The organism is Streptomyces marokkonensis (assembly GCF_039539045.1).
In the GTDB taxonomy this organism is placed as follows: domain Bacteria; phylum Actinomycetota; class Actinomycetes; order Streptomycetales; family Streptomycetaceae; genus Streptomyces; species Streptomyces marokkonensis.
This window is the reverse complement of record NZ_BAABCQ010000076.1, coordinates 16,574-35,788: the sequence shown is the minus strand read 5'-3', so window position 1 is coordinate 35,788 and position 19,215 is coordinate 16,574. Positions and strand designations below refer to the sequence as shown.

Annotated in this window: 17 protein-coding genes and 2 pseudogenes; 14 read left to right on the top strand and 5 right to left on the bottom strand. The window is 70.8% G+C overall.

All coding sequences use genetic code 11. The annotated features are described in order from the left end of the window. Nucleotides 1-62 precede the first annotated feature (62 nt). Nucleotides 63-1,010 (top strand): methionyl-tRNA formyltransferase, encoded by a 948-nt coding sequence (locus ABEA26_RS19955; protein ID WP_345594034.1) that lies wholly within the window; start codon nucleotides 63-65, stop codon nucleotides 1,008-1,010. 140 nt (nucleotides 1,011-1,150) lie between these two features. On the opposite strand, the gene ABEA26_RS19950 is transcribed toward ABEA26_RS19955, so the two are convergent. Together ABEA26_RS19950 and ABEA26_RS19945 are read right to left on the bottom strand one after the other, a co-directional pair. Continuing rightward, the gene (locus ABEA26_RS19950) at nucleotides 1,151-1,393 is read right to left on the bottom strand and encodes a DUF5302 domain-containing protein (RefSeq protein ID WP_279560964.1); all 243 of its coding nucleotides are present in this window, start codon (nucleotides 1,391-1,393) and stop codon (nucleotides 1,151-1,153) included. 133 nt (nucleotides 1,394-1,526) lie between these two features. Further along, nucleotides 1,527-2,228: a bleomycin resistance protein gene (locus tag ABEA26_RS19945; RefSeq protein ID WP_345594030.1), complete on the bottom strand. Its 702-nt coding sequence runs from the start codon at nucleotides 2,226-2,228 to the stop codon at nucleotides 1,527-1,529. A gap of 141 nt (nucleotides 2,229-2,369) precedes the next feature. Between ABEA26_RS19945 and ABEA26_RS19940 the strand changes: the two genes are divergently transcribed. The 7 genes from ABEA26_RS19940 to ABEA26_RS19910 all read left to right on the top strand — a co-directional run bounded on the left by ABEA26_RS19940 (nucleotide 2,370) and on the right by ABEA26_RS19910 (nucleotide 12,520). Continuing rightward, nucleotides 2,370-2,780 carry a PGPGW domain-containing protein gene (locus ABEA26_RS19940; protein ID WP_345594028.1) on the top strand — a complete coding sequence of 137 codons (411 nt, stop codon included), beginning with the start codon at nucleotides 2,370-2,372 and terminating at the stop codon, nucleotides 2,778-2,780. Between the two features lie 299 nt (nucleotides 2,781-3,079). Next, nucleotides 3,080-4,477 (top strand): DEAD/DEAH box helicase, encoded by a 1,398-nt coding sequence (locus tag ABEA26_RS19935; RefSeq protein WP_345594027.1) that lies wholly within the window; start codon nucleotides 3,080-3,082, stop codon nucleotides 4,475-4,477. Between the two features lie 190 nt (nucleotides 4,478-4,667). Further along, nucleotides 4,668-7,676, top strand: coding sequence for a 3-keto-alpha-glucoside-1,2-lyase-like domain-containing protein (locus tag ABEA26_RS19930; RefSeq protein ID WP_345594026.1), 3,009 nt, complete (start codon nucleotides 4,668-4,670; stop codon nucleotides 7,674-7,676). Between the two features lie 134 nt (nucleotides 7,677-7,810). Beyond that, nucleotides 7,811-8,641, top strand: a complete 831-nt coding sequence (gene nadE, locus ABEA26_RS19925; protein ID WP_345594025.1) for an ammonia-dependent NAD(+) synthetase — start codon at nucleotides 7,811-7,813, stop codon at nucleotides 8,639-8,641. Nucleotides 8,642-8,969: 328 nt separating this feature from the next. Next, the gene (locus tag ABEA26_RS19920) at nucleotides 8,970-9,815 is read left to right on the top strand and encodes an MIP/aquaporin family protein (RefSeq protein WP_345594024.1); all 846 of its coding nucleotides are present in this window, start codon (nucleotides 8,970-8,972) and stop codon (nucleotides 9,813-9,815) included. Between the two features lie 24 nt (nucleotides 9,816-9,839). Then, entirely contained in the window at nucleotides 9,840-11,357 is a 1,518-nt protein-coding gene (gene glpK, locus ABEA26_RS19915; RefSeq protein ID WP_345594022.1) for a glycerol kinase GlpK, read from the top strand. Between the two features lie 71 nt (nucleotides 11,358-11,428). Further along, nucleotides 11,429-12,520 (top strand): AI-2E family transporter, encoded by a 1,092-nt coding sequence (locus ABEA26_RS19910; protein ID WP_345594021.1) that lies wholly within the window; start codon nucleotides 11,429-11,431, stop codon nucleotides 12,518-12,520. On the opposite strand, the gene ABEA26_RS19905 is transcribed toward ABEA26_RS19910, so the two are convergent. Continuing rightward, complete coding sequence (locus ABEA26_RS19905) at nucleotides 12,463-13,029, bottom strand: helix-turn-helix domain-containing protein (protein ID WP_345594019.1); 567 nt, start codon at nucleotides 13,027-13,029, stop codon at nucleotides 12,463-12,465. The two genes, ABEA26_RS19910 and ABEA26_RS19905, sit on opposite strands and share 58 nt — an antisense overlap. On the opposite strand from ABEA26_RS19905, the gene ABEA26_RS19900 reads away from it, so the two are divergent. From ABEA26_RS19900 to narI, 3 genes and pseudogenes are all read left to right on the top strand, one after another. Continuing rightward, the gene (locus ABEA26_RS19900) at nucleotides 13,028-13,300 is read left to right on the top strand and encodes a hypothetical protein (protein ID WP_345594037.1); all 273 of its coding nucleotides are present in this window, start codon (nucleotides 13,028-13,030) and stop codon (nucleotides 13,298-13,300) included. The genes ABEA26_RS19905 and ABEA26_RS19900 overlap by 2 nt on opposite strands. Next, a complete protein-coding gene (gene narJ / locus ABEA26_RS19895; protein WP_345594035.1) occupies nucleotides 13,297-14,106 on the top strand; it encodes a nitrate reductase molybdenum cofactor assembly chaperone in 810 nt (269 codons plus the stop codon). Before ABEA26_RS19900 ends, narJ begins: the two co-directional genes overlap by 4 nt. Next, nucleotides 14,103-14,876, top strand: a pseudogene (gene narI, locus ABEA26_RS19890) (respiratory nitrate reductase subunit gamma). Before narJ ends, narI begins: the two are co-directional and overlap by 4 nt. Nucleotides 14,877-14,970: 94 nt before the next feature. On the opposite strand, the pseudogene ABEA26_RS19885 reads toward narI, so the two are convergent. Beyond that, nucleotides 14,971-15,818 (bottom strand): annotated as a pseudogene (locus tag ABEA26_RS19885) (helix-turn-helix transcriptional regulator). A 135-nt stretch (nucleotides 15,819-15,953) separates the two neighbouring features. On the opposite strand from ABEA26_RS19885, the gene ABEA26_RS19880 reads away from it, so the two are divergent. Next, on the top strand, nucleotides 15,954-16,691 hold the full coding sequence (locus ABEA26_RS19880) for an SDR family oxidoreductase (protein WP_345594017.1): 738 nt from the start codon (nucleotides 15,954-15,956) through the stop codon (nucleotides 16,689-16,691). Nucleotides 16,692-16,754: 63 nt separating this feature from the next. Here ABEA26_RS19880 and ABEA26_RS19875 read toward each other — a convergent pair whose 3' ends face one another. Then, nucleotides 16,755-17,201 carry an Lrp/AsnC family transcriptional regulator gene (locus ABEA26_RS19875; RefSeq protein ID WP_345594014.1) on the bottom strand — a complete coding sequence of 149 codons (447 nt, stop codon included), beginning with the start codon at nucleotides 17,199-17,201 and terminating at the stop codon, nucleotides 16,755-16,757. A 76-nt stretch (nucleotides 17,202-17,277) separates the two neighbouring features. Here ABEA26_RS19875 and ABEA26_RS19870 point away from each other — a divergent pair, with 76 nt between their 5' ends. Then, a complete protein-coding gene (locus ABEA26_RS19870) occupies nucleotides 17,278-18,189 on the top strand; it encodes an SMP-30/gluconolactonase/LRE family protein (protein ID WP_345594013.1) in 912 nt (303 codons plus the stop codon). Between the two features lie 190 nt (nucleotides 18,190-18,379). Next, on the top strand, nucleotides 18,380-19,195 hold the full coding sequence (locus ABEA26_RS19865) for an SAM-dependent methyltransferase (protein WP_345594012.1): 816 nt from the start codon (nucleotides 18,380-18,382) through the stop codon (nucleotides 19,193-19,195). Nucleotides 19,196-19,215 lie beyond the last annotated feature (20 nt).

The following is a 19,215-nucleotide window of genomic DNA, read 5'->3' as shown; positions in this document are numbered from 1 at the left end:
ACGCACTAAGGTAAGCCTTGCTTTACTTGCCCGGACTGTTCCCTGCCTCGAGGAGGAACCCCATGCGGGTCGTCATGTTCGGTTACCAGACCTGGGGGCACCGCACCCTGCGAGCCCTCCTGGACTCCGAACACGACGTGGTGCTGGTCGTGACGCACCCCAAGAGTGAACACGCGTACGAGAAGATCTGGAGCGACTCCGTCGCCGACCTCGCCGAAGAGCACGGCGTTCCCGTACTGATCCGCGACCGCCCCGACGACGACGAGCTGCTCGAGCGTCTCGAGGAGGCCGCCCCGGACATCATCGTGGCCAACAACTGGCGGACGTGGATCCCCCCGCGTGTCTTCGGCCTCCCGCGTCACGGCACGCTCAACGTCCACGACTCACTGCTGCCGAAGTACGCCGGCTTCTCCCCGGTGATCTGGGCTCTCATCAACGGCGAGTCCGAAGTGGGCGTCACCGCGCACATGATGAACGACGAACTCGACGCCGGCGACATCGTCCGGCAGGAGGCGGTACCAGTCGGACCGACGGACACCGCCACCGACCTCTTCCACAGGACCGTCGACCTCATCGCTCCGGTCACCACCGGCGCGCTGGACCTCATCGCCGCCGGGCAGACGGAGTTCACCAAGCAGGACCGGTCCCTGGCGAGCTTCTTCCACAAGCGGTCCGTCGAGGACATCCGCATCGACTGGACCTGGCCGGCTGCGGACCTGGAGCGCCTGGTCCGTGCCCAGTCCGAGCCCTATCCCAGCGCCTTCACCTTCCACCGGGGCAGGCGGCTCGAGGTCCTCGCCGCCGTGGTGTCCCGGGGTCGCTACGGCGGGACGCCAGGCCGCGTCTTCTACCGCGAGGGAGACGGCGTGGTGATCGTCGCCGGAGCCGACGCGCGCACCGGCCACAACCAGGGCCTGGCCATCACGCGGGTACGGACGGAGGACGGGCGGGAGTTGTCCGCGACGGGGTACTTCACCTCCATGGGCGGCTACCTGACCAGCCGGCCCTGACGACATCTCGCCACGGGGCGGGGCCGGGAGGTACCGGAGACGCGACACCGCGAGGCCGAGGCGGCGTGCGCGGGCCGCACGGGCGAGGGCCCGACCGGCGTGCCGTGGTCGGGCCCTCGCACAACGCTGCGCCGGCGCCGTCAGCCGCCGCTCTTCCGCCGGAACGACCGCTGGCTCGCAGCCGGACCATGTGCGCCACGGATCTTCGACGCGTCGGTGTGCGCGGCGATCGCCGCGGCCTCGGCCTGTTTGCCCCGCTTGCGCTCCAGCGCCTCCCGGAACTTCCCCTTCAGGTCGTACTGGCCGTTCTCGTCGGGCGTCAGAGCAGGGCTCTCGACGTCGGCCGACTCCGAACCTGCTTGCGATGAAGACTCTGCAGTCATGGTGACCTCCTGGGTTCGGACAACAGGACCACAGCTTGCCATGCCGACCACCACCCGGGGTACCGCCCCCGCCCGGCCGTACGGGCCGGGGCCGCAGGCGCTCCGTGCGCGGCCCACGCCCACACCTCCGCCCTCAGCCGCGCAGCTCGCCGAGGCGCTCCAGGTCGTCGCGGACCGACTCCCGGTCCTCGGCGGTGAGGTGGACCGCGGCGGCCCTGCCGAGCATCGACGTCGCGGTCGCTTCGTCACCCAGGCGCCCGGCGACGTCCGCTCGCAGCACGAGGAGGCGGAACAGTTCCGCCGGCGTGGGCCGCTCGTCGCGGAGGTCGAGCACCCGGTCGACGACCTTGGCGGCGCCCGCGGGGTCGTCCTTCGAGTCCGCGAAAAGGGAAGCGTGGTGCAGGGCACGGGCGAAGGTCTCCTCGGGGGCGCGCCGGTGATGCCGGTCCTCGCTCGTCCGCTGCCCGACACGGAGACAGTTGCCGCCCGGATCGGTCATGAGGAACTGTCGGACGCCGTACGACATGTACTTGAGCGGCCCGATACGCGGCAGCCCTCGCGTGGGTACTCTCCCGTACGCCGCCTTGAGCCCCGCCCGGAAGGCGGCGTGAAGCCCGTCGACGTCGTCGGTCAGGACGTAGCACGTACTGAACGACCCAGCCGGTTCGTACTGCTTCATCCCGAAGAACTGCAGCTCGAGGTCACCGCGTCGAACCGCCGCGTACGGATTGGGGCTCTTCTGCTGGAACGTGACCTCGAATCCGAGGGAGGTGTAGAAGTCGAGAACGGGCTGAATCGTCCGGCACGGCAGGATCGGAATGGGTTTCTCGGCCATGCGTCACACTCTAGTCAAATTTGACCAGGCAAGCGAGCGAACGGCCCGTCCGGACGGAATCGCCCGCACCTCGACGCCTGCCTAAGGTTGAGCAAGTCGACGAAACCGGCGTTCTCGCCGATCCCAGGAAGGTGGGGCGACATGGCGCGCAGTGTCGAATCGATCCGGCGAGCCGTCCTGGGCACCCTCGGAGCCGTACTGGTGGTGCTCGGCGTCGCCCTGCTGATACTGCCCGGGCCGGGCCTGTTGCTCGTGTTCGCCGGGATGGTGCTGCTGGCGCGCGCCGTCCCGGCACTGGACCGGTTCGTCGCCCCCGTCCGCGAACAGGCGATGCGGGCCGCCGAGGAGAGCGTCTCCTCCCCGTGGCGTATCGCCGGCTCGGTCCTGGTGGGACTGTTCCTCATCGGCGCGGGTTTCGCGTGGGGCCTGCTGCCCCAGGTGCCGTTCTCCGGATGGGGCACCGGAGCGAGCCTGATCATCTCGGGCGTCATCCTGTTCGCCCTGCTCGCCTGGAGCCACCGCCGCGTTCACGCGGCGCACAGCGGGCGCTGACCCCGCACCGTCGCCGCGCGACCACACCGGTCGGCCCTCCCCCCTCAAGGGCGTTGACTAAGCGGGGCACTGTTCCGTATATTAATCGGGACAGCGTTCCGCTTCGGGTCGCCCGAGGCCGGACGCCCGCCTGGAAGACGGCGTGTGACGACCTGACGGCCGGACCGAACCCGTTCGGACGGGTCGAGTCCAAGTAGGCGCCCGCTGGTAAACTGGGCCCCACGCTTTGAGGCGCCCGGGTCCGTACCGAGGGGTACGGACCCGGTCGCGTTCCGGGCGCCTGATCAGGAAGGTCGCCCATGAACCCGCACCCGTCGTCACCCCCCGAAACCTCCCCGGCCGGCACATCCCGGCGGACGGCAACGCCACCGGAGTCGGCGGACCGGCCGCCGGCCGCGTCCTTCGACGCGCTCGGGCTGCCGTCGTCGCTACTGAAGACGATGACCGGCCTGGGCGTGACCGAGCCGTTCCCGATCCAGACGGCGACCCTGCCCGACGCGCTGGCCGGCCGCGACGTCCTCGGCCGCGCCCGGACCGGTTCCGGCAAGACGCTGGCCTTCGGGCTCCCCCTGCTCGTCCGGACCGCGGGCCGGCGGGCCGAACCGAAACGGCCGCTCGCGCTGGTCCTGGTGTCCACGCGGGAACTCGCACAGCAGGTGAGCGACGCGCTGACGCCGTACGCGCGGACGCTCGACGTGCGACTGGCGACGGTGGTGGGCGGGCTGGCGATCAACCGGCAGGCGGCCGAGCTGCGCGCCGGCGCCGACGTGGTCGTCGCGACGCCGGGGCGCCTGGCCGACCTGGTGTCGCGCCGTGACTGCCACCTGAACAACGTGCGGATCACGGTACTCGACGAGGCGGACCAGATGTGCGACCTCGGGTTCCTCCCGCAGGTCACGGGCATTCTGGACCAGGTGCCCGCCGACGGGCAGCGACTGCTGTTCTCGGCCACGCTCGACCGCGACGTCGACCAGCTGGTGCGAAGCCATCTGCACGACCCGGTGGTCGTGTCCGTCGACCCGGCGTCGGCCTCGGTCACCACGATGGAACACCACGTACTGACCATTCACCCCGCCGACAAGTACGCGACCGCGACGGAGATCGCCGCACGGGACGGCCGGGTGCTGATGTTTCTCGACACCAAGGCCGGGGTGGACCGGTTCACCCGCCACCTGCGGGACAGCGGCGTGCGGGCCGCCGCCCTGCACAGCGGGAAGTCGCAGCCGCAGCGAACCCACACACTCGCCCAGTTCGTGGAGGGCAGGGTCACCGTGCTGGTGGCCACCAACGTGGCGGCGCGGGGCATCCACGTCGACGCGCTCGACCTCGTCGTCAACGTCGATCCGCCGGCCGACGCCAAGGACTACCTGCACCGCGGCGGGCGCACGGCGCGCGCCGGAGAGTCCGGGAGTGTGGTCACCCTGGTCACGCCCGAGCAGCGGCGCGAGGTGAACCGGATGATGTCCGACGCCGGGATCCGGCCGACCATCACTCCGGTGCGCTCCGGCGAAGCGAAGCTGACCGCCATCACCGGTGCGAAGCGCCCGCCGGACGGGGCGCGGGCCAGCGGTGGCAACATCCCCTTCCGCGGCCACGGCGCGCGTTCGGGACGGCCCGCGAAGGAGTCCCGCAAGACGGCCGAGGCCCGCAAGGCCGCGGAGGCCCGCGCGGCGGCCCGGGTACGCAAGGGCCGCTGACCCGGGCGGTGTCCCCGGAGCGGAACGGTCCTCTCGGAGCCGGACGGGCTCCGAGAACTTTGAACACATCGGTGACAAAGTATGGACATGTCAAACGGAAGTCTCCTACCTTGGCGGCGGAAGTGCAGTCCCACCGCACGAGACCGGAACGATTTCCGGCACGGTCCGGTCCCCATGCCCTGGAGGACCAATGCGCCAACGCCTGTTCTCGCGTGCCCGAAGACACCTCATCCTGTTACTGGCCTCGGCCGTCTGTGTCGGCGGCGTCCTGGCCGCTCCGGCGTCCTCGGCCGCTCCGGCGGACATACCGCCGCAGGAACCCGGCGTCACACTGCGCGTGTTCGACGTACAGACGCCACTGAACGAGCTGTGCACCCTCAAGCCCGGCCAGACACCCAACCACGACGAACTGATGCCGACGGTCGACTGGTCCAGCACCGCCGACTTCGGCGGGATCGCCGACAACTTCGTCTCCGAGGCCTCCGGTTACCTGGTCGCGCCGCGTGACGGCACCTACGTCTTCCGGCTCACCAGCGACGACGGTTCACGGCTGAGCCTGAACGACGCCACGGTGATCGACCACGACGGGCTGCACGGCGCGGAGCCGAAGGACGGCACGGTCGAGCTCACCGCGGGAGCGCATCCGCTGCGCGTCGAGCACTTCGACCGCGGCGGCGGACAGCGGCTTCAGCTCTCCTGGATGCCGCCGGGCGAGAGCGAGTTCACCGTCGTGCCCCGCGAGGCCCTGAGTACCGACGCCGGAGTCGTCCGGGTGACGGCACCGGGCCGCAAGGAGTGCGAGGCCGGTGGCGACACCCCCGGCGACGGCCTGCCACTGACCTCCGTACGCCCCGACCTCACCCTCACCGACCTGCGTCCCGACGGGTTCGAGCCGCAGGTCAGCGGCATGGACTGGCTGCCCGACGGACGCCTCGCCATCAGCACCTGGGGCGGCACCGACAACGTTGCCGGAGAGGTGTACCTGCTCGACAACGTCACCGGCGAGACCAGCCGCGACAAGGTCACCGTCAAGAAGGTGGCGAGCGGGCTGCGCGAACCGATGGGCATCAAGTACGTCGACGGCTCGCTCTACGTCTCGCAGAAGCACGAACTGACCCGGCTCGTCGACCGGGACGACGACGACGTGACCGACGAGTACCGCACGGTCGCCACCTGGCCGTACGGAGGCAACTTCCACGAGTTCGCGTTCGGTCTGCTCTACCGCGACGGCCACTTCTACGTGAACCTCTCCGTCGCCATCGACCTCGGCGGCGCGACCACCAGCCCGCAGCCCGCGCCGGGCCGGGGAACAACGTACAAGGTCAACAAGAAGACGGGGAAGATCAGCCCGATCGCGGGCGGGCTGCGCACGCCCAACGGCATCGGCTGGGGCCCGGGCGGCGGCCTCTTCACCACCGACAACCAGGGCGGCTGGCTGCCCTCCTCGAAGCTCGTCCAGATCAAGCAGGACCGCTTCTTCAACCACTACACCGAGCCCGCCGGCCCCTTCGAGGACTCCCCCGTCACCGAACCGGTGCTGTGGCTGCCGCAGAACGAGATCGGGAACTCGCCCTCCACCCCGCTGTATCTGGAGAAGGGCAGGTTCGCGGGCCAGATGCTGATCGGTGACGTCACCTACGGCGGCCTGCAACGCGCCTATCTGGAGAAGGTGAAGGGCCAGTACCAGGGCGCGGTCTTCCGCTACACCCAGGGCCTGGAGGCCGGCGTCAACCGCATCACCGTCGGACCCGACGGAGCGATCTACGCCGGCGGCCTGGGCGCCGACGGCAACTGGGGCCAGGAGGGCAAGCTCAGGTTCGGTCTGCAGAAGCTGACCCCCAACGGCGGCAACACCTTCGACATCCAGAAGATGCGTGCCGTGCCGGGCGGCTTCGACCTGACGTACACCCAGCCGCTCTCCGAGGAGACCGCCGCGGAGCTCGCCGCGCGTTACCGGGCCGAGCAGTGGCACTACACGCCGACCGCCGACTACGGCGGCCCGAAGATCGCCGAGGAGGAGCTGTCCGTACGCTCGGCGACCCTCTCGAAGGACGGCCGGACCGTCCGGCTGCGGCTGGACGGCCTCCAGCCGGACCGTGTGGTGCACGTGCGTTCCCCGCGCCCCTTCACCTCGGCGTCCGGTGAGACGCTCTGGAGCACGGAGGCCTGGTACACGCTCAACGAGATGCCCGGCAAGCAGCCGCCGCCCGCCACCCTCTACGAGGCCGAGGAGGCGCGCCTGGTGGGCACGGCCGGGGTCGACACCGACCACGTCGGCTACTCCGGCAGCGGGTTCGTCGACCGGTACGACACCGAGGGCAAGGCCGCCACGACGTTCGACGTGACGGTCCCGAAGTCGGGCACCTACGACGTCGGCCTGCGCTACTCCAACGGACCGAACCCGTTCGAGGGCACCAAGTCGCTCTCGCTGTACGCCAACGGGAAGAAGGTCCGGCAGACGGAACTCGCCTCCACCGGGGACTGGGACTCCTGGTCCACGCGGACCGAACGCCTGAGGCTGCGCGCCGGCCACAACACCGTGTCCTACCGGTACGACCCGGGCGACACCGGCCATGTCAACCTCGACCTGATCACCGTGCGCCCGCACGGTGCCCGCGTCGCGCTCTTCGACGGCACCGCCGCCTCGCAGGAGCAGTGGCAGCACACGGACGGGCGGCGCGTGGCGTGGCCACTGGCCGAGGAGACGTCGATGGAGGTGTGCTGCGGTGACATCCGCACCAAGGAGGCCTACCAGGACTTCCGGATGCACGTGGAGTTCCGCGTGCCGCTGCTGCCGCCGGACGTGACCGGACAGGACCGCGGCAACAGCGGCATCTTCCTCCAGGACCGCTACGAGCTGCAGATCCTCGACTCCCACGGTGACACCTCGCCGGCCACGGACGAGGCCGGCGCGATCTATCTGAAGAAGGCGCCCGACACCAACGCCGCGACGGCCGCGGAGACATGGCAGACGTACGACATCGTCTTCCGCGCGGCACGCTACGACGACAGCGGGCGCAAGACCGCCGACGCCCGGGTGACGGTGGCGTGGAACGGCGAGAAGGTCCACGACGACATCGCCCTCGACGGACCCACCGCGTCGGGCAGGGCGGAGACGCCGGCCGCCGGGGCGATCCGGTTGCAGGACCACGGGAACAAGGTCCGGTTCCGCGACATCCGGGTGGAACCGCTGAGCTGACCCACACACGTGCGGGGTGGCTGCCGACGGCCACCCCGCACGTCGCGCTCCACGCACCGGTCGGCCCGGATCCGCCGGGCCCCTCTGGGTAGGGTGGGTGAGAAGCCCCCCTGTGAATCGAACAAGGAGCGGAATTGAGCGAGCCGGCGTCCATCGCCCTGCAACTGGAGATCGCCCGGGAACTGGAGGTCGAGGAGACCTTCGACGCCACACGGGAGATCGAACGCCGGGTGGCCTTCCTGGCCGAGCGGCTGACCTCCACCGGCCTGCGTTCCCTCGTGCTCGGCATCAGCGGCGGTGTCGACTCGACCACCGCCGGCCGGCTGTGCCAGCTCGCCGTCGAGCGGGCGCGGGCCGGGGGTCACGAGGCGGGCTTCTATGCGATGCGGCTGCCGCACGGGGTCCAGGCCGACGAGCACGACGCCCAGCTCGCGCTCTCCTTCATCAAGGCCGACCACGTGCTCACCGTGGACATCAAGCCGGCGAGCGACGCCGCGCTGGAGGCGCTGGTCGCCGGCGGTGTGACCTTCCGCGACGCCCGGCACCAGGACTTCGTGCAGGGCAACGTCAAGGCCAGGCAGCGCATGATCGCCCAGTACGCCGTGGCCGGCGCGCACGACGGCCTGGTCGTCGGCACCGACCACGCCGCCGAGGCGGTCTCCGGCTTCTTCACCAAGTTCGGCGACGGTGCCGCCGACCTGGTCCCGCTGACCGGCCTCACCAAGCGCCGCGTGCGCGCCGTCGCGGACGCGCTGGGCGCGCCCGCCGAGCTGGTCCGGAAGGTCCCGACGGCCGACCTGGAGACCCTCGACCCCGGCAAGGCCGACGAGGACGCCCTCGGAGTCAGCTACGAGGACATCGACGACTTCCTGGAGGGCAGGCCGGTGAAGGAGCAGGCTTTCGAGAAGATCGTCACCCGTTACCGGCTGACCGACCACAAGCGCCGGATGCCCATCGGCCCGTGAGGGACGGGCCCTCCGGTCACCCTTGGCCGGGGCCGGTGACGGCGAGCCGGTCGATGACCGAGTGGTGCCGGGGCGCCGGGCCGGCACGCCGCGGACGCTGTCGGACCCGGCGCCCGCCGCCGCGGGTGACAGTGCCAAGGACCCTTTCGGCCCGACCGACCGCGCTGTCGCCGTCATCGCCCCGGTACGGGACGACACCGGCCGACGGCGAGCGGCGCCCGAGCAGACGGATGTGCTTTATGTGCGGGTTGCCGCTTATCACCTTAATGTGACGACTGAGGGGGTCGGACAGTCGACGGCCGGTTCAGCCGGCGGAAGGTGAGCTTCCATGGCTGAGCGGCTCAAAAGGTCCGGCTTGATCGGTGAGTTGTCGGCCGAGTTCGCCGGCACAATGGTCCTCATTCTCTTCGGCTGCGGCGTGGTGGCCCAAGTGGTCGCGGGCGGGGCCCTGACGGATCCGGAGGGCGGCCTCGGGGACCACGACAGCATCTCCTGGGCGTGGGGGCTCGGCGTCACGCTGGGCGTCTACGTGGCGGCGAGGCTGAGCGGTGCCCACATCAACCCCGCGGTGACCGTCGCCCTCGCCGTGTTCAAGGGCTTTCCGTGGCGCAAGGTGCTTCCCTACGCGCTGGCCCAGACGGCCGGTGCGTTCGTGGCCGCTCTCCTGGTCCGCTGGAACTACACCGAGGCGCTCGCGAAGGCCGACCCCGGCCACACCGTCAAGACGCAGTTCGTGTTCTCCACGCTCCCCGCCAACGGGAACACCGCTCTCCCGGTGCACGAGTGGGGGGCCTTTCGCGACCAGGTCATCGGCACCGCCATCCTGCTGCTGCTGATCATGGCCCTCACGGACATGCTGAACTCGCCGCCGGGCGCGAACCTGGCGCCCTTCGTCATCGGCCTGGTCGTGGTCGCGATCGGCATGGCCTTCGGCACCAACGCGGGATACGCCATCAACCCGGCCCGCGACTTCGGCCCCCGACTGGCCAGCTTCCTCACCGGGTACGACGGAGCATGGCGAGATCAGTACGGGAACCTCTACTTCTGGGTACCGATCCTCGGCCCCCTGGTCGGTGGCGTGCTCGGCGCGGGTCTCTACAAGGTTTTCATCGGCCGGTTCCTGCCCACGGCGGAACCGGAGCCCACGGGGCGCGTACCGGCGCCCGAGGACTGACACCGGCCGGAGAGGCGGCACAGCATGGCGGACTTCATCGGCGCGGTGGACCAGGGGACCACCAGTACCCGATTCATGATCTTCGACCACGGCGGCAACGAGGTGGCGAAGCACCAGTTGGAACACGCCCAGATCCTCCCCCGCTCCGGGTGGGTGGAGCACGACCCGGTGGAGATCTGGGAGCGCACCAACTCGGTGGCGCAGAACGCCCTGCGTTTCAGCGGGCTGTCGGCGACCGACCTGGCGGCGATCGGCATCACCAACCAGCGGGAGACCACGGTGGTCTGGGACCGGCGCAACGGCCGCCCCTACTACAACGCCATCGTGTGGCAGGACACCCGCACCGACGCCATCGCGGCGAAACTCGAACGTTCGGGCCGGGGCGAGATCATCCGCCGCAAGGCCGGGCTGCCGCCGGCCACCTACTTCTCCGCGGGCAAGATCCAGTGGATCCTGGAGAACGTCGACGGCGTCCGCGAAGCGGCAAAGGCCGGCCACGCCGTCTTCGGCAACACGGACGCCTGGGTCCTGTGGAACCTGACCGGCGGTCCGGACGGCGGCATCCACGCCACCGACGTGACCAACGCGAGCCGCACCATGCTGATGGACCTGGAGACGCTCGACTGGGACGACGAACTGCTGGGCCTCTTCGGCATCCCCCGGGCGATGCTCCCCACCATCAACCCCTCGTCGCACGCGGAGGCGTACGGTGTGGCCCGGACCTCCCGGCCGCTGCGCGCCGCCATTCCCATCGGCGGGGTGCTCGGCGACCAGCAGGCGGCCACCGTCGGGCAGGTCTGCTTCGCACCCGGCGAGGCCAAGAACACCTACGGCACCGGCAACTTCCTGGTACTCAACACCGGCACGGAACTGGTCCGCTCGCGGCACGGCCTGCTCACCACCGTGGCCTACCAGTTCGGCGACAGCCCGGTCGTCTACGCGCTGGAGGGCTCCATCGCGGTGACGGGGTCCGCGGTGCAGTGGCTGCGCGACCAGATGAAGATCATCAAGACCGCGACCGAGAGCGAGGACCTCGCCCGTACCGTCGAGGACAACGGCGGCATGTACTTCGTCCCCGCCTTCTCCGGCCTGTTCGCCCCCTACTGGCGTTCCGACGCCCGGGGAGCGATCGTCGGCCTCGCCCGGTACAACGACAACGCGCACCTGGCACGGGCGACGCTGGAAGCCATCTGCTACCAGAGCCGCGACGTCGTCGAGGCCATGGAACAGGACTCCGGGGCCCACCTCGACGTGCTCAAGGTCGACGGGGGCGTGACCGCCAACGACCTGTGCATGCAGATCCAGGCCGACGTCCTCGGCGTACCGGTCAGCCGTCCCGTCGTCGCGGAGACCACCGCGCTCGGCGCGGCCTACGCGGCGGGACTGGCCACGGGGTTCTGGCGGGACACCCAGGAACTGCGCACCCACTGGCACGAGTCCAGGCGCTGGGAACCCCAGTGGTCCGAGGACCGGCGCGCGCGGGGGTACGCCGGGTGGAAGGCGGCCGTGGAGCGCACACTCGACTGGGTCGAGGTCCCCTGAGCCCGACACTCGCCGGCCGGGGAAGGACTCGGGGTGAGGAGGGCAGCGGGCGTCGCCATAAGGTGATCCCCATGTCTGCCAGATTGAGTTCCGCGAGGACCCGCGCCGCGCTCCGAACCTCCGCGCGCACCTCTGCCGAGTTGCTGCTGATACTTGTCATGCTCGCAGTGGTCATGTGGATCCTCGGCCGTATGTGGTCGGTCGTGTGGCCACTGATAGTCGGTCTCCTCCTGACCACGTTGACGTGGCCGTCCGCCCGGTTCCTGCGGCGGCACGGGTGGCGTCCCGCACTGGCCGCCGCGGTGGTGACCGTGGCGTTCCTCCTGGTCGTCACGGGCATCGTGGCGCTCATCGCGGTGCCGATGTCCTCCGAGACCGACGAGTTGACCGCCGGCGTGATGGAAGGCATCGACCGGCTGCGCGACTGGGCCGCGGGACCGCCGCTGAACATCGACGACGGCCAGATCACCAGTGCGCTCGACTCCGCGATGGCGCGCGTCCAGGACAGCATCGGCAGCGTGGTCAACACGGTGACCACGGGCCTGAGTACCGTGGTCAACGGTCTGATCACCGCGGTCCTGGGCGTCTTCCTGATGTTCTTCTTCCTCAAGGACGGGCCGCGGTTCCTTCCGTGGCTCAGCCGCCAGTTGCCCGGCCGGCTCGCCACCGACGTCCCGACCGTCGCCCTCCGCGGCTGGGAGACGCTGGGTTCCTTCGTCCGCTCGCAGGCACTCGTGGGTCTGCTCGACGCCGTCTTCATCGGCCTCGGACTGTGGATCCTGGGCGTGCCGCTCGTACTGCCCCTCGCGGTGCTGACGTTCGTGTCCGCGTTCGTGCCGATCGTGGGTGCGCTGTTCGCGGGTTTCGTCGCGGTGCTCATCGCTCTGGTGTCGAACGGTCTGACGGACGCGCTGATCGTGCTGGCGATCATCGTCGTGGTGCAGCAGTTGGAGGGCAACGTGTTCCAGCCCATCATCCAGAGCCGCGGCCTCGGTCTGCACGCGGCGGTGATTTTGCTGGCGGTGACCCTGGGCGGCAGCCTGGCCGGCATCGTGGGCAGTCTGCTCGCCGTGCCGGTCGCCGCGTTGATCGCGGTGGTCTGGAACTACGTACGCGAGCAGCTCGTCGATCCGCCGGAGGAGGCCGCCACGGCCGACGCCTGAGGGGCTGGCCGGTCCACGCCACCGGACGGCGCCGGCTCGGCGCCGCGCGCCTTCCGGTAGGCGGTCGGGGTCGGCCCCACGTCTCTGCGGAAGACGGCCCGGAAATTGGCGGACGTACCGAACCCGGTCTCCGTGGCGATCCTCTCGATCGTCCAGTCGGAGGTCTCGAGCAGTCGGCGCGCACGAAGGAGTCTCTGCAGGACGACCCACTGCATGGGAGGCAGCCCGGTCTCGCCCACGAAACGCCGGATGAGCGTTCTCCGCGACAACATGCTGTGGTGCGCCATCCGTTGAACGGTGATCGACGACCCCATGTTCTCGATCGCCCATTCCCGAGTCGCGCGCAAACTGTCGCGAGGAGGGGCGGGCGTGTCCGTGTACTGCGGCTCGTCCGCACCGCGGACCGGGGTGAAGACGACGTCCTTGGCCCCTCCGTCCGCGGCGACGGGTCCGAAGTCCGCCTGTACGACATGGAGACACGCGTCGATTCCCGCGCTGCGCTCGTACATGCGCGCCGTGACGCTCGGCGAGGAGGGCGACGAGGCGGCCCTGCGCGCGGTGGGGTTGACCTCCTCGGAGGCCGAGGACCTGCACCGGCTGCTCGCCGTGGCGAAGTACGCCGACCGCTATGTCGTGCCGGCCGCGCACAAGGAGGACGCGGCCGCGCTGAGCGCTCTGGAGAGCCGCTGCCCCGTGGAGTCCGCCGGCGGGCCGCCCGACGGCAAGGTCGCCCTGGGCATGCCCACCCCACGCCGCACGTCGTCGGGAGGACGCGCCTGAGCCCACTGCCCGCCACCGTCCCCGCCATCGTCCGCAGCCGTGTCCGCGCGGCGGTCCGGCGCCGCGCACCGATGTCCCCGCAGGAGGCGGAGCAGCGTGCTCTCGTGCTCCGCCTGCTGTCTCTGCTGTCGCAGTACCCGGACGGTGAACTGGTGGCGGAGCGGGCCCGGCTGGCGTCCGTCGTCGCCGCCCTGCCGGGCCCGTGGGCCACGTGCGAGCTGGGGGCCTTCGTGGGCTGGTTCGGCGCCCAGGAAGCCGACGCGTTGGCCCGCCACTACGTCGAGATGTTCGTCCTGCGCCGCAAGAGCAGCCTCTACCTCACGTACTACCTGCACGGCGACGCCCGGCGCCGCGGCATGGCCCTGCTCACCCTGGCCCGGAGCTACCGAGCGGCCGGCTGGGACGCCGACGGCGGGGAGCTGCCCGACCGCCTGCCCGTCGTCCTGGAGTTCGCCGCACTCGCCGGTCCCGGCGCGGGCGAGGCACCGCTGCGCCGGCACCGGCGTGCGCTGGAGCTGATCCACGGGGCGCCCACCGAGGCGGAATTCCCGTACCGGCACCTGCTGTCGACGCTGCTGACCCTGCTGCCGCCGGCGACCGAGGCGGACCGGGCGGCCGTCGCGAAGCTGGCCGCCGAGGGGCCGCCGGACGAGGAGGTGGGGCTCGACCCCTACGGCACTCACGGTCACGGGGCCTACGAGGAGGGCGGGTTCGCCCCGACCGCCACGTTCTTGCCGCCGATGCCCGCCGTCCCGACCCGCATCCCGCCCGCCGCGACCAGCCCTCGTAAGGAAAGCCGTCCATGAACGCCGCAACCTCCTTCGTCGCCGCCTCGTCCGCGGGCGGCGCCGATCTCCTCGTCTAGGGCGCCGTCCCCTACGCCTGTCTCGCCGTGTTCGTGGTCGGGCACGTGTGGCGCTACCGGCAGGACCAGTTCGGCTGGACGTCGCGCACCAGCCAGCTGCTGGAGCATCGCCGGCTGCGCTGGGGCAGCCCGCTGTTCCACCTGGGCGCGTTCATGGTGATCGCGGGGCACGTGGTGGGGCTGGCCGTGCCCGCCTCCTGGACGCGGGCCGTGGGCATCGACGAGCACGTCTACCACGTGACGGCCGTGTGGGCCGGTTCGGTGGCGGGCGTCGCCATGGTCACCGGGCTCGGCATGCTGTGCGCCCGGCGGCTGCTGACCCCGCGGATCCGGCTGGGTACCGACCGCAGCGACAAGGTGCTCTTCCCGCTGCTGTCCCTCACCGTGCTGCTGGGCATCACCGCCACCGCCGCGCACAACGTCTTCGGCGGCGGCTACGACTACCGCGGCACCGTCTCGGTCTGGTTCCGCGGCCTGTTCGCGCTGCGCCCGCGGCCGGAGGCGATGACCGACGCCCCGCTGCTGTTCCAGTCGCACGCGCTGACCGCCTGCCTGCTCTTCGCCGCCTGGCCGTTCACCCGGCTGGTGCATGTCTGGAGCGCGCCGATCGGTTATCTGGTCCCGCCCTACCTGGTCTACCGGCGGCGGAGCGTCCCGTCCCCGGGCAATTCGCCCCGCCGGTCACGCCCCGCACGCGGCACCTCGAGGTGACGGCGCGGGCGGACCAGAACGGGGCTGGGGGCCGGCGGAGCGCCCCGCCGCCTCCTCCCTTCTCCCGTCCGCTCAGCGCGGCGTCCGGGGTCTCCTATCCGCCCGGGCGGGGCTCCGTCCGGTGCCGGGTGGCGTGGAGTGAGCCGAGGAGGCTGAGGGCCTGGGCGCTCGGGCTGCCCGGTTCGGCGTGGTAGACGACGAGTTGCTGGCCGGGCGCGTCGCGTACGTCGAAGGCCTGGTAGGTGAGGCTGAGCGGGCCGACGTCCGGGTGGATCAGGTCCTTGGTGTCCAGGGTCTTGCCGCGCACGGTGTGGGCCTCCCACAGGCGGGTGAAGTCCGCGCTGTGCTCGGTGAGGGTGCGGACCAGGTCGCGCAGTCGCGGGCCGTCCGGGTCGAAGCCGGCCGCCTGGCGCAGGTTGGCGACGGTGGCCTGGGCCGCCCGGTCCCAGTCGGCGTAGAAGTGCCGGCCCGCCGGGTCGAGGAAGGCCATGCGGGCCAGGTTGTCCGCCCGGGTGAAGGGGGCGAAGAGGGCGTCGGCCAGGGCGTTGGCGGCCAGTAGGTCCAGGGTGCGGTTCAGGACGAACGCCGGGGTGCCGGAGTATCCGTCCATCAGCAGGCGCAGCGCCGGGCCGACCCGCTCCGGCGTGCGGACGCGGGGCTGCTCGCCCGGTGAGGTCCCGGTCAGCCGGTACAGGTGCGCCCGGGCGTCGGTGTCCAGGCGCAGTGCGCGGGCGAGGGCGTCGAGCACCTGGGGAGAGGGGTGGCGTTCGCGTCCCTGTTCCAGCCGGGTGTAGTAATCGGCGTTCACTCCTGCCAGAACCGCGACCTCCTCGCGGCGCAGTCCGGCGACCCTGCGGGTCCCGTGGCTCGCCATGCCTACGTCCTTTGGTCGCAGGCCGGCCCGGCGTGCGCGCAGGAAGTCACCAAGTGGTTGTCGTCCATGCGGTCCAGGCTAGGAGGCGGCCGGGCGTGCTTCCAGGGTGTGCCGCACCCAGGCAGCAAGCGGCCTGGTTGACCACCGTCGATCTGTCCAGACTCGGTGGGGCAACGACAACCGCAGCGAGAGGACAACTCGTCATGACGACGCACACCACCAAGGTCGTTCTGATCACCGGGGCGAGCAGCGGGATCGGTGAGGCGACGGCCCGCCGCCTCGCCGCCGACGGCCACCGGCTGTTCCTGGGCGCACGCCGCACCGGCCGTCTCGAGGAACTGGCCGGACGGATCAACGCCGAGGGAGGCACCGCCGCCTGCCGCCGGCTGGACGTCACCGACGCCGCCGACGTGCGGGCGTTCGTGTCGGCCGCGAGGCAACGCTGGGGCCGGGTGGACGTGATGGTCAACAACGCCGGGGTGATGCCGCTCTCTCCGCTCGCGGCACTGAAGGTCGACGAGTGGGACCGGATGATCGACGTGAACGTCCGCGGTGTGCTCCACGGCATCGCCGCCGCCCTGCCGGTGATGCGGGAGCAGGGCGGCGGGCACTTCGTGAACATCGCGTCGGTCGGCGCGTACGAGGTGGTGCCCACCTCCGCGGTGTACTCCGCGACCAAGTTCGCCGTGCGCGCCCTCTCGGAGGGGTTGCGGCAGGAGTCGGCCGGGGACATCCGGGTCAGCGTCGTCTCCCCGGGAGTCACCGAGTCCGAACTGGCCGATTCCATCTCCGACCCGCGTGCGCGGGAGGACATGAAGGCCTACCGCTCGGTGGCCATTCCCGCGTCCGCGATCGCGGACGCCGTCGCCTTCGCCGTCTCCCGGCCTCCCGGGGTGGACGTGAACGAGATCGTGGTCCGACCGGCCGCCAGTGCCCAGTAGCCCGGAGGCCTGTGGGCGACCGGACGTCGGGGCGGGGCATCCCGGCCGCGTGCGTCCCCCGCTCTAACCGGCGTCAAGCGGCCGTTCGAAGAAGGTCTCCAGCACCACCGTCGCCCGGGTACCGCTGACCCCGTCGATCGCGTGGAGGCGCCGCAGCACGTCCTGGAGGCGCTCGGTGGTGGCCGTGCGCACCTTCACCAGGACGGCCGCGCTGCCCGCGATCACGTGCGCCTCCTGGACCTCCGGCACGGCGGCGAAGTCCTCGGCCCGGTCACCCATCCACGCGGTGGAGTCGACCAGCACGAAGGCGAGGACCCCGCGGTCGAGCGCCTCGGGGTCCACGTCGACCGTGGTGGCCCTGATGACCCCCTGGTCGCGCAGCTTGCGCACGCGCTCGTGGGCGGCACCCGCCGACAGGCCGACCGCCTTTCCCAGCTCGGCGTACGGCCGGGTGGCGTCCCCCTGGAGCAACGCGATCAGCCGGCGGTCTATCTCATCAACTGACTTCACTCAGAGACCATATCTGATTCGGGTGAGAGCGTGTTACGTTGAATCACATTCTGTTCGCTTCCGCTGGGAGGACACGATGTCCGCCGTCGACGGCCCGTACGAGATCCTGGACGACCGCTTCCGCACCGGACGCTGTGTGAACGGTGACAGCAGGCTGGAGGTCCTCCACGACGGCTGCCGCTGGGCCGAGGGCCCGCTGTACGTCCCCGCCTGGCGCCAGCTGATCTGGAGCGACATCCCCAACGACCGCGTCCTGCGCTGGGACGAGGCCACCGGCGCGGTCGGCGTCTTCCGGGCCCCGGCCGGCCACAGCAACGGCAACACGCTCGACCGGCAGGGCCGCCTGGTCACCTGTGAACAGGGCAACCGCCGTGTCACCCGCACCGAACCCGACGGGACCGTGTCCGTCCTCGCCGACCGCTACGACGGCAAGCGGCTCAACAGCCCGAACGACTCCGTCGTGCGCTCGGACGGCACCGTCTGGTTCTCCGACCCGGACTTCGGCATCACCAGCGACTACGAGGGGCATCGCGCCGAGTCCGAGATCGGCGCGTGCAACGTGTACCGGATCGACCCGGCCTCGGGCGACGTCCGGTTCGCCGCAGGCGGCTTCGACGGGCCCAACGGCGTCATCCTGTCCCCCGACGAGACCCGGCTGTACGTCTCCGACTCCCGGGCCGCCCGGATCCACGCCTTCGACATCCACGAGGACGGCACGCTGTCCGACGGGAAGGTCTTCGCCGAGGCCCGGGGGAACGTGCGCTTCGACAACATCCGCTTCGACGACGAGGGCCGGCTGTGGGCGGCCGCGCTGGACGACGGTGTCCACTGCTACGACCCCGACGGCACCCTCATCGGCCGGCTGCGCGTACCCGAGCCCGTCTCCAACATCGCTTTCGGGGGCCCCAAGAACAACCGCCTGTTCATCACGGCGACCACTTCCCTGTACTCACTGATGATGTCGGTGACGGGCGCACCGCGTCTGTAGGCCCGCCACACCGGACGCTCCGTCCAGGACGCCCCCGTCGCCGCACCCGGACAGGTCACCGCAGGTGACCGAAAGTGACAACGGACGACCGGGGCCGCCACGAAAAGGCGAACCGGTGTACGACAAAAGGCCGTTGCGACGTAGGTTGTGATGAAGCACCCATGCCTCGGCTGAAAGACGGACCGTACCCATGAGCGACCCCGTGACGACCCCCGGCACCGCAGCGCACCAGAAGATCGACACCTCGGTGCCGCACTCGGCCCGGATCTGGAACTACTGGCTGGGCGGGAAGGACAACTACCCGGTCGACGAGGAGGCCGGCGACGCGTACACCGCCGTCTTCCCCGGCATCGTCACCGTCGCCCGCAGCAGCCGCGCCTTCCTGCGCCGCAACATCACGTACCTGGTCGCCGAGGCGGGTGTCCGGCAGTTCCTCGACATCGGGACGGGTCTGCCGACGGCCGACAACACCCATGAGGTCGCCCAGCGCATCGCCCCCGAGGCCCGGATCGTCTACGTCGACAACGACCCGATGGTCCTAGCCCATGCCCGCGCGTTGCTCTACTCCGCCCCCGAGGGGGCGACCGCCTACATCGACTCCGATGTACTCGACCCCGACAGCGTCCTGACGGCCGCCGCCAGGACACTCGACTTCGACCGGCCCGTCGCCCTCATCCTCAGCAACATCCTGGGGCACATAGCGGACTACGACCAGGCGCGTTCCGTCGTCACCCGGCTGATGGGCGCGCTGCCGTCCGGCAGCTACCTCTCCGTCAACGACGGCTCGCGGGGCATCGACCCGGGGTTCGACCGGGCCCAGGACGCCTACAACGAGAGCGGGGCCGCTCCGTACATCCTGCGCACCGTCGATCGGATCACGGCGTTCTTCGACGGCCTGGAGCTCGTGGACCCCGGCGTCGTACCGGTCACCCACTGGCGTCCGGAGGCGGGCTGCGCCCCCTCCGAGCTCATCGGCGAACACGGCGGCCTCGCCCGCAAGCCGTAGCGCCCCGGCCACGGACGGCG

Bases quoted from the DNA above. Each gene is read 5' to 3' on its own strand.
- ABEA26_RS19955 (WP_345594034.1), top strand. From the start codon at position 63: ATGCGGGTCGTCATGTTCGGTTACCAGACCTGGGGGCACCGCACCCTG.
- ABEA26_RS19950 (WP_279560964.1), bottom strand. From the start codon at position 1,393: ATGACTGCAGAGTCTTCATCGCAAGCAGGTTCGGAGTCGGCCGACGTC.
- ABEA26_RS19945 (WP_345594030.1), bottom strand. From the start codon at position 2,228: ATGGCCGAGAAACCCATTCCGATCCTGCCGTGCCGGACGATTCAGCCC.
- ABEA26_RS19940 (WP_345594028.1), top strand. From the start codon at position 2,370: ATGGCGCGCAGTGTCGAATCGATCCGGCGAGCCGTCCTGGGCACCCTC.
- ABEA26_RS19935 (WP_345594027.1), top strand. From the start codon at position 3,080: ATGAACCCGCACCCGTCGTCACCCCCCGAAACCTCCCCGGCCGGCACA.
- ABEA26_RS19930 (WP_345594026.1), top strand. From the start codon at position 4,668: ATGCGCCAACGCCTGTTCTCGCGTGCCCGAAGACACCTCATCCTGTTA.
- ABEA26_RS19920 (WP_345594024.1), top strand. From the start codon at position 8,970: ATGGCTGAGCGGCTCAAAAGGTCCGGCTTGATCGGTGAGTTGTCGGCC.
- glpK (WP_345594022.1), top strand. From the start codon at position 9,840: ATGGCGGACTTCATCGGCGCGGTGGACCAGGGGACCACCAGTACCCGA.
- ABEA26_RS19910 (WP_345594021.1), top strand. From the start codon at position 11,429: ATGTCTGCCAGATTGAGTTCCGCGAGGACCCGCGCCGCGCTCCGAACC.
- ABEA26_RS19900 (WP_345594037.1), top strand. From the start codon at position 13,028: ATGCGCGCCGTGACGCTCGGCGAGGAGGGCGACGAGGCGGCCCTGCGC.
- ABEA26_RS19905 (WP_345594019.1), bottom strand. From the start codon at position 13,029: ATGTACGAGCGCAGCGCGGGAATCGACGCGTGTCTCCATGTCGTACAG.
- ABEA26_RS19880 (WP_345594017.1), top strand. From the start codon at position 15,954: ATGACGACGCACACCACCAAGGTCGTTCTGATCACCGGGGCGAGCAGC.
- ABEA26_RS19870 (WP_345594013.1), top strand. From the start codon at position 17,278: ATGTCCGCCGTCGACGGCCCGTACGAGATCCTGGACGACCGCTTCCGC.
- ABEA26_RS19865 (WP_345594012.1), top strand. From the start codon at position 18,380: ATGAGCGACCCCGTGACGACCCCCGGCACCGCAGCGCACCAGAAGATC.